This is a genomic window from Pseudomonas sp. Ag1, assembly GCF_000278565.1.
Lineage (GTDB): Bacteria > Pseudomonadota > Gammaproteobacteria > Pseudomonadales > Pseudomonadaceae > Aquipseudomonas.
This window is the reverse complement of sequence record NZ_AKVH01000109.1, coordinates 224,346-237,146: the sequence shown is the minus strand read 5'-3', so window position 1 is coordinate 237,146 and position 12,801 is coordinate 224,346. Positions and strand designations below refer to the sequence as shown.

Below are 12,801 nucleotides of genomic sequence, written 5' to 3'. Positions count from 1 at the left end.
TGATCAATCATGACTCCAATACATAGGCAAACCTCCTGGCCGCGCCCAAACAAACATGCTTGAGCGCTTTCCAGGACTTACCTGCGACGCGGGCGACGCTGCTCGTCATCGGTGCGGATTGGCACCGGTTGCAGCGGTGGCTCGATCAAGCCGAGTGCGACGCCGAGGTCGTGCAGCCAGTTTTGCAGTTTCTCTTTCATGGTGCCCCCTTGGGGTAATGCCGAGCGGCTGGAATTCTGTGGCCGCTTCCTACAGATAGTAGTCTTAAGTCTTACGTATTGCTTGAACGAAACCACAACGAACTATTACTGAATTGATCAAAATCCTGACGGATCGTTCAAGCAATCGCTCGGGTTTCGGTTTCCGGTAGCACCTTGCCCTCCTGCTGCAGGTCAATCCACGCATTGAGGTTAGCGCCGAGCATGCCCTTGCGCCACATCAACCAGGTGGTGGCGCTGGCAAAAGGCTCGGCCAGCGGATGAATGGACACGCTGTCCTTGCCCGGCAGGCTGTCGAGCATCGATTCCGACATCAACGCCACGCCGGAACCGGCGATTACACAGGCCAGCATGCCCTGGTAGGACTCGATCTCGATGGCCCGGCCCATGGCCACGCGATCGTGGGAGAACCAGGCTTCCAGGCGCGCCCGATAAGAACAACTGCGTCGGAAAGTGAACACCGAACGGCCGGCAACATCCTGCGGCCCACGCACCGGAGGGTGATCCGCCTCGCAGATCAGCAGCAGGCGCTCTTCGCACAGCGGCACGCCGTCGAGGGTGGCCAGGGTCAACGGCCCATCCACCAATGCGGCGTCCAGGCGCCCGGTGATCAAGCCTTCCAGCAGTTCACCGCTGGGAGCTGACTGCACCTGCAGGTTCACCATCGGATACGCCTTGTGGTAACGCGCCAGCAGCTTGGGCAAATGAATCGCCGCCGTGCTGTACATGCTGCCGAGCACAAAGTCTCCAGCCGGTTGCCCGCCCTGCACCGCGCCATGGGCTTCGTCATGCAGGGCCAGCAGGCGCGCACTGTAGTCCAGCAGCACTTTGCCTGCAGGAGAAAGCTGCAAGCGCTGGCGCTCGCGCACGAACAGTTCGACGCCCAGTTGTTCTTCCATCTGTTTAAGCCGGGTCGACAGGTTGGACGGCACCCGGTGCAAGCGCTCAGCGGCACGGGTGATGGAGCCTTCCTCGGCCACGGCCTGGAAAATCCGCAATTGACTGAACTCCATCACCATTCTCCAAAACTGAACAAGTTACTCACTATTATTCATTTTTAAAGAAAGTCAATCCGCTTTAGCCTGATGGTCACTCGCTGCTCCCAGGAAAAACCACCATGTCACCGCTGATCCGCTTACTCGCCAGCTTTATCGCCCTGATGATGGCCATGGGCATAGGTCGATTCGCGCTCACCCCGCAAATGCCGCATTTGCTCAGTGAAGGGCAGATCGACCTGACCGGCGCCGGCCTGATTGCGGCGGCCAACTACCTGGGTTATTTCGTCGGTGCGGTGGATTCGATCTTTGCCCGCAGCCATCACCATGTACGCGGGCGTTTGTACGGTGGGCTGTGGCTGTGTGTGCTGCTGACCCTGGCGTCGTACTGGGCCCACGGGTTCTGGCCGCATCTGTTGTTGCGCTTTGGTACCGGTGTAGCCAGTGCCTGGGCGCTGGTGATGATTACCAGCCTGAGCCAGCCGCTGGCCATTGCGGCCGGGCGCCCACGCCTGGGTGCGCTGGTATTTGCGGGGCCGGGGCTGGGGATTCTGTTGACCGGGTTGCTGGCGCTGGGCTCCAACCTGTTGGGGCAAGACTCTGCAACCTTGTGGCTGGTGTATGGGGTAGTCGCCCTGGTCATGCTGCTGGCAATCCTGCCGTTCCTGCCCAAGCCTTCTGCTGCCGACTCGCCCGTTGCCAGCCACACCGACGTGGCCAGCAACGGCAGCATCACACATCTGTGCTGGATCTACGTGTTGTATGGCCTTGGCTACATAATCCCGGCGACATTCCTGTCACAGATGGCCAGCGCGCAATTCAAGGGCGCATGGCAAGCAGACCTGTTCTGGCCCTGCTTTGGCCTGGCTGCCGCGATTGGCGTGGTGGCGGCAAGTTTGCGCCGCAAGGACCCGGACACTACCCGTCGCTGGCTGATGACAACCCTTTGGCTGCAAGCGGCCGGCGTGTTTGCCTGCCTGCTGGGCAACGGTTGGGGGCTGGCGCTGGGGGTGTTGCTGTGCGGTGGGCCATTCCTGGCGTGCATGCAACTGGTGATGGCGCGCTTGCGTGAGGTCGCCCCCCACGGCTACCAGCGCAGCACCGGGTTGCTGACCGCCAGCTTTGCGATCGGCCAATTGAGCGGTCCGTTGCTGGCGTCGGTGAGCAGCCACCTCAGCGGCGACCTGCAACCGGCGCTGGTGGTAGCAGGCGCCGGTTTGTTGGTGGCCGGATCGGTGCTGGTCAGCCGGCAACCATCGACACAGGCGCGCGAACCTGTTCACGCCGCGCCAACACCAGGAAAAACAGCCCACCCAGGAAGCAGCCGGTAAACCAGGCGAAATTGGCCATGCCCTGCAGCGCCGGGGTGAAGGTGATCGCGACGCCCACCAGCGTCGCGGGCACCAGCGCCTTGACCGCCGTCCAGTTCACGCCGCCGTCAAAGTAGTAGCGCCCGCTCGGGCTGTCATCGAACAGCGCATCCACGTCGATCTTCTGTTTTTTGATCAGGTAGAAATCCACCAGCAGAATCCCGAACAACGGCCCGATAAACGCGGCGAGGATATCGAGGGTGTAGTGGATCATCAGCGGGTTGTTGAACAGGTTCCATGGGGTGATGAAGATCGAGGCCACCGCCGCAATCATTCCACCGGCACGCCAGCTGATTTTGCTCGGTGCCACGTTGGCGAAGTCAAAGGCCGGCGAGACGAAGTTGGCCACGATGTTGATGCCGATAGTCGCGGTGACAAAGGCGAACGCCCCCAGCAACACAGCCATGTCATTGTCGATGCGCGAAACGGTGGCAATCGGGTCGTGGAGCATTTCGCCGAACACCGGCAAGGTGCCCGAGACGATCACCACGGTGACCAGGGAGAACGCCAGGAAATTTACCGGCAAGCCCCAGAAATTTCCGCGACGCACGTCTTTCATCGTGCGGCAGTAGCGGCTGAAATCACCGAAGTTCAAGGTCGGCCCGGAAAAGTACGACACCACCAACGCGGTTGCCACGATGATTTGGCCAAACGCCTGCCAGCCTGAGAGGGATTTTTCCGCCAGGGTGAAGCTGATATTGGCCCAGCCAGCCTTCCAGACGATCCAGCCTGCCAGGGCAAACATCACCGCATAGACCACAGGCCCCGCCCAGTCGATGAAACGACGGATGGACTCCATGCCCGCCCAGAACACCAGCGCCTGGAGCGTCCACAGGCTGAGGAAACCGAACCAGCCCAGGTACGACAGGCCGGCAAAGTGCGGCTCTGCGTATACCGCCATCTGTGGGAAAAAGCGCAGCACCACGATGATCAATGCACTGGACGCCAGGTATGTCTGGATCCCGTACCAGGCCACTGCGATCAACCCACGAATCACCGCCGGGATATTCGCCCCGAATACCCCAAAGGCCAACCGGCAGATTACCGGGTACGGCACTGCCGCCTGCTGGCTCGGCTTGGCCACCAGGTTGGCGATCAATTGCACAATGCAAATCCCGGCGAGCAAGGCGATCAATACCTGCCAACTGGCCAGCCCCAGGGCGAACAGGCTGGCGGCGAATACGTAGCCGCCGACGCTGTGCACGTCGCTCATCCAGAAGGCGAAGATGTTGTACCAGTTCCATTTTTGCGGCAGCGGTCCCAGGTCCTGGTTGTACAGGCGCGGGCTGTAGCCTTTGGGCAATTGTTCGGTCATCGCAGGGCTCCTCGTAAATACCGGCCTGCCACCCGCGACGGGAGTGCGTACGGGAGGCGGCATGGTTTGTATACGAGTTGTTGAGCAGAATGCGTGCCAATGCAATAAAACTCGGCACAATCCCCCGTGGAGCTTGGCTCTTCAGGCGGCGTAGAGACGATTGAACGGTGGTGATTCGCTCAGGGATGGTGCAGGGCAATACTGTACACAATCAATTGTGCACCCTGCGCGCACATTGATAGCCCACGGTGCAGCAAACGGCAGTCAGGAAGGTGCCCCAGGCGATGTCCATGAAGGCCAAACCGGCCGACCAGCCCTGCAGGGTTGCCCAATTGCTCAGGTCATAGGTGCCGTAGGCTACCAATCCCAGGAGTGCACCAAGCCGCGCGGCACGCTGCCAGCCGCCGCTCGCCAACGCAGGCAGGACGACAAGCACCACACAACCGAATACATAGAGGAGATAGAACGCCACGGCTGGGAACAGGCGCGGCTGATCAAGCATCAACGGGCCGAGCAGCGCTTTGTAGGTCGGGCCCATGAGGACACCGAGCCACAGGCCGTCAAGCATCAGAAAGGCAAGCAACGTACCGAGGTAGGCGAAAAGCGTTTTTCTGGACATTGAGGCGGCCTTCTGCAGGAGCAAGCGTGCTCCTACAGAAGAGCAAACCGCGATCAGCTTAGTTCAATGCGATCCGCGTGGATCACAATCTGACCCTGCTTGTAGAGGGCGCCGATGGCCTTCTTGAAGTTGCCTTTGCTGACACCGAACAAACTGCTGATCAGTGCCGGGTCGCTTTTATCGCTGACCGGCAAGGTGCCGTTGTTGTCGCGCAACTTGGCGAGGATCTTGGAGTTCAGGCTGGAGGCCGCTTCTTCACCCACAGGCTGCAGACTCAGGCTGATATTGCCGTCGGCGCGGATTTCCTTGATGAAGCCTTTCTCTTCCTTACCCGGGCGCAGGAACTTGAACACTTCGTTCTTGTGGATCAGGCCCCAGTGCTTGTTGTTGATAATGGCCTTGAAGCCCATGTCGGTGGCTTCAGCCACCAGCAAGTCAACTTCCTGGCCGACCTTGTAGGTGGCCGGGGTTTTGTCCAGGTAGCGGTCAAGGCGTGCGGTGGCGGTGATGCGCTTGGTGTGTTTGTCGAGGTAGACGTGTACCACGCAATACTCACCGGCGGTCAGCTGGCGCTTTTCTTCGGAGTAAGGCAGCAGCAGATCCTTGGGCAGGCCCCAATCGAGGAATACACCGATACTGTTGACTTCAACCACTTTCAGACTGGCAAATTCACCCACCTGTACTTTTGGTTTTTCGGTGGTCGCGATAAGTTTGTCATCGCTGTCCAGATAAATGAAAACGTTGAGCCAGTCTTCATCTTCACTGGGAATATCTTTGGGGATATATCGGTTGGGCAAGAGGATTTCGCCCTCTTGATCACCATCCAGGTACAAACCAAAGTTAGTGTGTTTAACCACTTGCAAGCTGTTGTAGCGCCCGACTAAAGCCATCTCAAATACCCTCATTGCGTGGGCGGCATTCTACCCGAGTTGACGACGGCGGTCCCGCGTACCGGCGTACAGGCCTGAAAAATCATGGGTTTGCCGAGAAGCGCCCCGCTCGTCAGGTCATCGGGCTGAATCCGGCCAGTACCCACGGCCGAATTTCCTCGAGGGATTCGAGTTAAAACAGCAAGTTAGGTGAGTATTTCACTTAATAATCCAGGCGATTCATAAACCCTGCGTATATTTCAGGGGGATATTTGCCAAGCAATTGTCAAGCATTTCATGTACGATGCATGGCCAAGTTAATTTTCTACAGGTTAGTGGCCGCCATGCGCGTAAAAGCATCCAACAGCAAAGCAAAGCCAGCTCCCGCCGTTGAAACCAGCGAATCGATCAACAGCCAAATTGCTGCATTCCTCAAGCAGGGCGGCGAAATCCAGCAGATTGCCAAAGGCGTAAGCGGCCAGACTTTCGGCCCGTCCAAGCAGATCACCCTGGGTAAAAAGTAAGACTCGCGCATTACACCTGGTCCCTATGCGCTTTGCCTTTCAAGGCGCTAGGACTAGAGCCCGCCCTACCCCCTGATATACCCCTTTATTACGCCAATCGACGAACGGGCCTCATCTGCGAACCATCGCCGGTATGCTTGCACACGTCTAGATCGGGCATTTGCCTGATATTTCCCGTTACTGCTCCTCGCTTTTCATGGAGTGAAGCATGCTCAAATCCTGCATATTCCTGGCCGGTGCCCTGTTGGCCAGCCCCCTCGCCGAAGCGCAGGTTTTCCAGCGTGAATTGGGTGATTTCGACCTGAAATTGGGCACGACACCTAGCCGAAGCATGGCTCAAGGCCTGGTAAAGCCCACGGCACCCGGGAGCGACTCGTTCCATGGCGGCCTGGACCTGAGCCACGGCAGCGGCCTGTACCTCGGCCAATTCTCACCGAGCATGGGCATTTCCCCGACCAGCAACCTGGAAGTCGACTCCTACCTGGGTTTCAAACGCCCCTTCGACCAGACCCTGGGTTATGAACTGGGGATGATTCACTACAGCTATCCCAAGCTGAGCCCCCTCGACAGCCAGGAGTTCTACGGCGGCCTGACCTTGCTGGGCAATCGCTTCGGCGCCTCCTTCAGCAACGACCCGGACCGGCAGGACAGCACCCTGTTCGCCGACCTCGGCGGCACCAAGCCGTTCGGCATCGGCGTCAGCATGAAATACACCACCCACCAGCTCGGCACCCCGGTCTCGGTGGCCGATGGCAGCTCGATCCGCAGCTTCAGCGACTGGTCGGTACAATTTTCCAGGCCATGGATGGGCGTCGACCTGAACCTGATCTACAGCGACTCCAGCCTCAGCGGCGGCGATTGCTCGGCCTACTCCGGACACAACTCGCAATGCGACGGGCTGTTGACCCTGAAGGCCGAGCGGGCGTTTTATTGATGGGCTGAACTGTCGCTGCCCTGACGGGTTCAGATGCAATACTCTCGTCTGCGCAAGGACTCGCTCATGCTGCGTCGGTTAAAATTTCTGGTGATGTTGCTGACCCTCAGCCTGGTGCTTGCCGGCTGCAATCGGGTGGGCCTGGCCTATCGCAATCTGGATGTGATCATCCCCTGGACCCTCAGCGACTACCTGGAAATGAACGCCGGGCAGAAGAGCTGGTTCAACGACACACTCAAGGAACACCTGGCCTGGCATTGCACCACACAATTGCCGGGCTACCTGGACTGGCTCGATCGCCTGCAACAGATGGTCGACACCAACCAGGTGACTGACGCCGCCCTGCAAACCCGTACCGCCGAAGCCAAACAAGCTATTGCCGAGAGCGCCCGGGCGATCACGCCGTCCGCCGTCGAGCTACTGCAGGGGCTGGACGACCAGCAAGTACAGGATATGGAGCAAGCGTTCGCCAAGGACCTGCGCAAGCGTCAGGACGAATACCTGAAACCGCCCCTCGAGCAGCAGATCAAGGAACGCGCCGAGCGCATGAATAAGCGCCTCGATGCGTGGCTCGGGCCGTTAAGTGCCAGCCAGCAGAATCGCGTCACCGCCTGGTCGATCGCCTTGGGTGAGCAGAACCAACAATGGATTGGCAACCGCGCCCACTGGCAAACGCTCTTTATCGCAGCGGTCAAAGATCGCCACAGCAGCGATTTCCCTCAGAAGATCGAGCAACTGCTGGTGAACCGCGAAAGCCTGTGGACTCCTGAATATCGCCAGGCCTACGCCCAGACCGAAACCGCAGCCCGCAGCCTGATCGTCGACCTGATGGCGGAAAGCACCGTGCCGCAACGCCAGAAGCTCACGCAGAAGATCGACAAGGTGCGCAGCGATTTCAAGGCCCTTAAATGCCTGAAGGCTGGCACCCCGTAGACATCAGGCAATCTGTGCTTTCGAAGCCACTTCATCAAACGTCGCCGGATCCAGCGCATCCGCCTGTTCGTCCAGCACCTGCCGGGGGTGATTATTGCCGGGGATGCTGCTGTCGATCAGGCTCAGCAGCTGTGAGCCGCGCGGGGTCAATTTGAAATTCTCCCCATTGCCGCACTCTTCCTCTGACCTCGACTCAATAAAGCCGTGCTTGAACAACAACGCCTCGTAATCCGCTGCGGTCTTTTTGAACTTATCAAGGTTACCGATGGGCTCTCTAGCATTAGCCCTTTCAGCGGCTTCCTCCTCGGCATATTTGCGCGGGGCGAAGTTGGCGCCACCGTTCTGTACCTCATGCAGCAATCGTTCGATCAAATCCCAATCGTAAGTCGTCATCCTGATTCCTCCTGAAGGCACACGAAATAGGCCCTTCAAAGGTGTGACATGCCGGGCCATCGTCCGTTCAGCCTAGTGGACAGGCGCAATTTCGCTGAACTTTTAAGCGCTCGCGGCCCTCAACCGAACATCATCGCCATGGAGGTCCGAATTATGAAAACCCTGCTGAATATGACCGTGGCGGCCACGCTGCTTGCCGCCCTGCCCGCCTGGGCCTGCACGCCGGAAGAAGCCACCGCCAAACGTGAGCAACTGGCCAAGAAGGTGACCGAGCTCACCCAACAGAATCCAGAGAAGGCCAAGGAGATCAACGAAGAACTGCAGAACATGAAGCTGGAAACCGCCAGCGCAGACCTGCCCGACAAGTGCCAACTGATCGACCAGCGCCTCACGGAACTCAATGAGGCGACCGACAAAATTAAAAACTGAGGCGAAAAAAAACCGGACATTGTCCGGTTTTTTTATGGCTCAAGCGTTATTCGGCAGCCGGTGCTTCCGGCTTGCGGCGCTTCAGAGGCGCCATGCCGTCCTTGCTGACCAACGAGAGGTTGTCGGTCTTCGGACGGTTGGCAATCTTGCGCTTGGTCGGCGACTTGGCACCGGCCTTCTTCTTGTCGCCCTTGGCGTCGACCTTTTTCTTCTTCACGCCAACGGCCTTGCCCGATGCCTTGACCTTCTTCGGCCCGCCGTAGGTGCCTTTGACTTCCTTGATGGTGCGGCGCTCGAACGACTGCTTCAAGTAGCGCTCGATGCTCGACATCAGGTTCCAGTCGCCATGGCAGATCAGCGAGATCGCCAGGCCATCGTTGCCGGCACGCCCGGTACGACCGATACGGTGTACGTATTCGTCGCCGCTGCGGGGCATATCAAAGTTGATCACCATGTCCAGGCCATCCACGTCCAGGCCGCGGGCGGCAACGTCGGTGGCGACCAGGATCTTCACGCCGCCTTGCTTGAGGCGGTCGATGGCCAGCTTGCGGTCCTTCTGGTCTTTCTCACCGTGCAGGACGAACGCCTTGTACTCCTGAGCCACCAGGCGACCGTAGATGCGGTCGGCCATGGCCCGGGTGTTGGTGAACACGATAGCCTTCTGATAGGTCTCGTTGGCCAGCAACCAGTTTAGGATCTGCTCTTTGTGCACGTTGTGGTCAGCAGTGATGATCTGCTGACGGGTGGTCGAGTTCAGGTCGCTGACGTTGTTGACCTGCAGGTGCTCAGGGTTGTTCAGGACCTTGGCGACCATCTCGCGCAGGGTCGAACCACCGGTGGTGGCCGAGAACAGCATGGTCTGCTGGCGGTTGACGCACTCTTGCACCAGGCGCTGCACGTCGTCGGCAAAGCCCATGTCGAGCATGCGGTCGGCTTCGTCGAGCACCAGGACTTCAACTTCCTTGAGGTCCAGGTTGCCGGCGTTCAGTTGTTCGATCATCCGGCCCGGGGTGCCGATCAGGATGTCCGGCACCTTGCGCAGCATGGCGGCCTGGACCTTGAAGTCTTCGCCGCCGGTGATCAGGCCGGACTTGATGAAAGTGAACTGCGAGAAGCGCTCCACTTCCTTCAAGGTCTGCTGGGCCAGTTCGCGGGTCGGCAGCAGGATCAGGGTCTTGATGCTGACACGGACTTTCGCCGGGCCGATCAGACGGTTAAGAATCGGCAGGACGAAAGCGGCGGTCTTGCCACTCCCGGTTTGAGCCGTCACCCGCAGGTCACGCCCTTCGAGCGCGAGCGGGATGGCCGCTGCTTGCACAGGCGTTGGCTCGACAAATTTAAGCTCGGCCACGGCTTTGAGCAGGCGTTCGTGCAGGGCGAATTGGGAAAACACGGGTGCTACCTCGAAGAAATACAAAAAAACAGCTGCATAGGGTAACGGTTTCGGGCGCTCAGGCCGAGTTTCTTTACGCGAACTGGGTTAATCAGGCGCTTTTTTGTCAGGGGATTTGTCCACAACCACAACTTTGACGTACTTAAATGCTCTAATCGGCCCGTCACGTCTTACAGAAGAATCGCGTTTACCCATGGATATCAAACAGCTCTGGCTCAACGTCAAAGACCTTTGGGGCACCCTCGACGAACACCCGCTGCTGCATTCCAGCCTTGCGCTGGTGGTGTTGCTGGTAGTGGCATTGCTGCTCGGACGAGTGGCCCGCTACCTCATCCTGCACGCCGTCAAGCTGCTGGGCCGGCAACCCGCGCTGCACTGGCTCAACGACCTGCGGCACAACAAAGTCTTCCACCGCCTGGCGCAGATGACGCCGTCGCTGGTGATCCAGTTCGGCCTGTACCTGGTGCCGGACTTGAGCAAGACCGCCACCCTGTTCATCGGCAATGTCGCCCTGGCGTTCACCATTCTGTTCATGGTGCTGGCGATCAGTGCACTGCTCAACGCCCTGCTGGACATCTATGCCCGCACCGAACACGCCCGCACCCGCTCGATCAAGGGCTATGTGCAGTTGGCGAAGATGGTGCTGTTCGTGTTTGGCGCAATCATCATCGTCGCCACGTTGATCGACCGCTCGCCACTGCTGCTGCTTTCCGGTCTGGGTGCAATGTCGGCGGTGATTCTGTTGGTCTACAAGGACACCCTGCTGTCGTTCGTCGCCAGTGTGCAACTGACCAGCAACGACATGCTGCGGGTCGGCGACTGGATCGAAATGCCCCAGGTCGGCGCCGACGGTGACGTGGTCGACATCACCCTGCACACCGTCAAAGTGCAGAACCACCCGTATGTAAACCCCAAAATCCTGAACCTGTTTGTAAATGAAAAAAGCCTCATAGGTTGAAGCCTGCTTTCACAGAGAGGGCACACCAGTCTCCACTCAGACCATCGAATACTGCCCTGCACCGACGTTGACCAAAGACTGGCGGCTTTCCCTTTACCTACAGTATCGCCTTCAACATTTGCTGACAGACCTCAACGAAAATTCCACACAGGATAATGCTGGGTAATGTGGAGTTAAAACACGTCACAAATGAATATACTGGATACATAGTAGAAATAATGAAAACATAAAACCAAACAAATAACCCCCACAATCTTACGATTAACATAGGAGTTAACAAATGCATTATAAATTACTAGAAGTATACTGAATAAAATCCATCAACCCTCAACACATTGAATCGCGGCACTTAAAAATATCGAGTATCACGGCGCGTCACGTTGTGAAAACCATGGAAAATTGTGCCATACTGAAAAGTGATCGCAAGAGGGCAACTATCATGGCAAGAAAAAGCAGATGGACAATAGGAGAGGCGACTCGCCAACTCACCCTCCCTGATCTCAAATTTCTTGAGCTTGATCTTCGACAGTCTAATTTCGCTCACGCGCAACAGCTAATTTACACCCCCCGAACTAACATTAGAAAAGTCGACTTCTATCCAACTTTTACCGCCGTCATAAACGCTGATGGCTCGCCCTGGCTTGACGCTTCACTGTATCTGTATGACTGTGCATATGAAGAGTCAGAACATTATAAAACTTTAGCTAAAAGAGCAGCCGATTTAGCCGAATTCAAACGCGTCATAGACGAAGAGGGAATTGACTACTTATCAGCATCCCGAGACAAATTTAAAAGACCCACGTATTTCTACCTATCTCACTTACAGTATCAAATTGACAACGATCACTGGGGTAGAGGTTACGCCGATAGGAAAATAACCGCCGTACATAATTTCTATAAATGGCTAGTGAAAACCCAGAGAATAAATCCTAAGTACCCATTATGGAGTTACACTATCGAGACCAGGTCGGAAACCGATGACAAGGGCTTTACTCGCCCAGTTGAATTTATTAAAAGCGATCTAAAAATTGAGAAGCCAGACTCGTCAAAGCAACCACAAGACTACGTTATGGACGGCGGAAAGCTTCGACCAATGTCCATCGAAGAAAAAACGATATTTCATTCAGCCATAACAAATACATGCACTCCGGAGATTATCTTAGCCTCTGAAATAGCATTGGATACTGGCGCAAGAGAACAAACAGTATTTGGACTTCGTGAAAAAGATTTGGACAATCTTCACACTTATTCTGACGAGCGGGGCGATTTGAGATTCGCTATAGATGTAGGGGGAAAAACGGGGGTCGATACAAAGTCAGGTACCAAATTCAAACTGTTCATCAGCTCTAAAACACTGGAAATAATAAGAACATATCTGAAATCTGAAAGGCGACTTGCACGAGTTAGACTAGCCAAACCAAAACCACAAGGCGAACAGTATGTATTTCTCACAAAATATGGAAATCCATTTTATCAATCCGACTCTGACCGCGTGGAATGGAAGAACAAAACGCCTTCGGATGGCGCAGCTGTGCGGCTGATTATTACGACTAAACTTGTGCCTGAGATCCGGCGCCTAGGAGGAGTATTCACATTTAGCTTTCACGATCTTCGGGCGACATTCGCTGTAGACACTTATCGCGGCCTACTAGAGAAAGGTGTTTCGTCATTCCGAGCCAAAAGTCTTGTAGCTGGACTGCTAGGGCACTCCAACCTAAAAACGGTTGATGATTACATTCAGTGTGGTGAGAGTCGACAAATATTAATTGCTGCACAAAGGAAACATGAAGAAAACCTGTATGGAAAACTTTGACAAAAGATGAATCAGCCAAAATGGCTAATATTTATTCT

General features: G+C 56.6%; 13 protein-coding genes and 1 pseudogene. 7 read left to right on the top strand and 7 right to left on the bottom strand.

The window, feature by feature from the left end; translation table 11 throughout:
- Positions 1–77: 77 nt before the first annotated feature.
- Together A462_RS35085 and ptrR are read right to left on the bottom strand one after the other, a co-directional pair.
- Positions 78–200 carry a PA1414 family protein gene (locus A462_RS35085; protein WP_003210728.1) on the bottom strand — a complete coding sequence of 41 codons (123 nt, stop codon included), beginning with the start codon at positions 198–200 and terminating at the stop codon, positions 78–80.
- Positions 201–337: 137 nt separating this feature from the next.
- A complete protein-coding gene (gene ptrR / locus A462_RS06220; RefSeq protein ID WP_003210727.1) occupies positions 338–1,231 on the bottom strand; it encodes a putrescine utilization regulator PtrR in 894 nt (297 codons plus the stop codon).
- Between the two features lie 104 nt (positions 1,232–1,335).
- Between ptrR and A462_RS06225 the strand changes: the two genes are divergently transcribed.
- Complete coding sequence (locus A462_RS06225) at positions 1,336–2,544, top strand: MFS transporter (RefSeq protein ID WP_008438165.1); 1,209 nt, start codon at positions 1,336–1,338, stop codon at positions 2,542–2,544.
- On the opposite strand, the gene A462_RS06230 is transcribed toward A462_RS06225, so the two are convergent.
- From A462_RS06230 to A462_RS06240, 3 genes are all read right to left on the bottom strand, one after another.
- The gene (locus tag A462_RS06230; RefSeq protein WP_008438164.1) at positions 2,456–3,898 is read right to left on the bottom strand and encodes an NCS1 family nucleobase:cation symporter-1; all 1,443 of its coding nucleotides are present in this window, start codon (positions 3,896–3,898) and stop codon (positions 2,456–2,458) included. The two genes, A462_RS06225 and A462_RS06230, sit on opposite strands and share 89 nt — an antisense overlap.
- Positions 3,899–4,109: 211 nt before the next feature.
- Positions 4,110–4,517: a DUF2177 family protein gene (locus tag A462_RS06235; RefSeq protein ID WP_008438163.1), complete on the bottom strand. Its 408-nt coding sequence runs from the start codon at positions 4,515–4,517 to the stop codon at positions 4,110–4,112.
- Positions 4,518–4,570: 53 nt separating this feature from the next.
- Positions 4,571–5,407 (bottom strand): CvfB family protein, encoded by an 837-nt coding sequence (locus tag A462_RS06240; RefSeq protein WP_008438162.1) that lies wholly within the window; start codon positions 5,405–5,407, stop codon positions 4,571–4,573.
- A gap of 323 nt (positions 5,408–5,730) precedes the next feature.
- Here A462_RS06240 and A462_RS06245 point away from each other — a divergent pair, with 323 nt between their 5' ends.
- From A462_RS06245 to A462_RS06255, 3 genes are all read left to right on the top strand, one after another.
- Positions 5,731–5,910, top strand: a complete 180-nt coding sequence (locus tag A462_RS06245) for a hypothetical protein (protein WP_003210722.1) — start codon at positions 5,731–5,733, stop codon at positions 5,908–5,910.
- 208 nt (positions 5,911–6,118) lie between these two features.
- Positions 6,119–6,844: a TorF family putative porin gene (locus A462_RS06250; protein ID WP_003210721.1), complete on the top strand. Its 726-nt coding sequence runs from the start codon at positions 6,119–6,121 to the stop codon at positions 6,842–6,844.
- A 66-nt stretch (positions 6,845–6,910) separates the two neighbouring features.
- On the top strand, positions 6,911–7,777 hold the full coding sequence (locus tag A462_RS06255; RefSeq protein ID WP_008438133.1) for a DUF6279 family lipoprotein: 867 nt from the start codon (positions 6,911–6,913) through the stop codon (positions 7,775–7,777).
- Between the two features lie 3 nt (positions 7,778–7,780).
- Here A462_RS06255 and A462_RS06260 read toward each other — a convergent pair whose 3' ends face one another.
- Positions 7,781–8,170: a hypothetical protein gene (locus tag A462_RS06260; RefSeq protein ID WP_008438132.1), complete on the bottom strand. Its 390-nt coding sequence runs from the start codon at positions 8,168–8,170 to the stop codon at positions 7,781–7,783.
- Between the two features lie 153 nt (positions 8,171–8,323).
- Here A462_RS06260 and A462_RS06265 point away from each other — a divergent pair, with 153 nt between their 5' ends.
- Positions 8,324–8,599 (top strand): hypothetical protein, encoded by a 276-nt coding sequence (locus A462_RS06265; protein WP_008438131.1) that lies wholly within the window; start codon positions 8,324–8,326, stop codon positions 8,597–8,599.
- Between the two features lie 46 nt (positions 8,600–8,645).
- Here the strand turns inward: A462_RS06265 and A462_RS06270 are convergent, their stop codons facing one another.
- Positions 8,646–9,992: a DEAD/DEAH box helicase gene (locus A462_RS06270; RefSeq protein WP_003210717.1), complete on the bottom strand. Its 1,347-nt coding sequence runs from the start codon at positions 9,990–9,992 to the stop codon at positions 8,646–8,648.
- A 193-nt stretch (positions 9,993–10,185) separates the two neighbouring features.
- Here A462_RS06270 and A462_RS06275 point away from each other — a divergent pair.
- Both A462_RS06275 and A462_RS34380 read left to right on the top strand, forming a co-directional pair.
- Positions 10,186–10,887, top strand: a pseudogene (locus tag A462_RS06275) (mechanosensitive ion channel domain-containing protein); the annotation flags it as partial.
- Between the two features lie 445 nt (positions 10,888–11,332).
- Positions 11,333–12,763, top strand: coding sequence for a site-specific integrase (locus A462_RS34380; protein ID WP_177325583.1), 1,431 nt, complete (start codon positions 11,333–11,335; stop codon positions 12,761–12,763).
- Positions 12,764–12,801 lie beyond the last annotated feature (38 nt).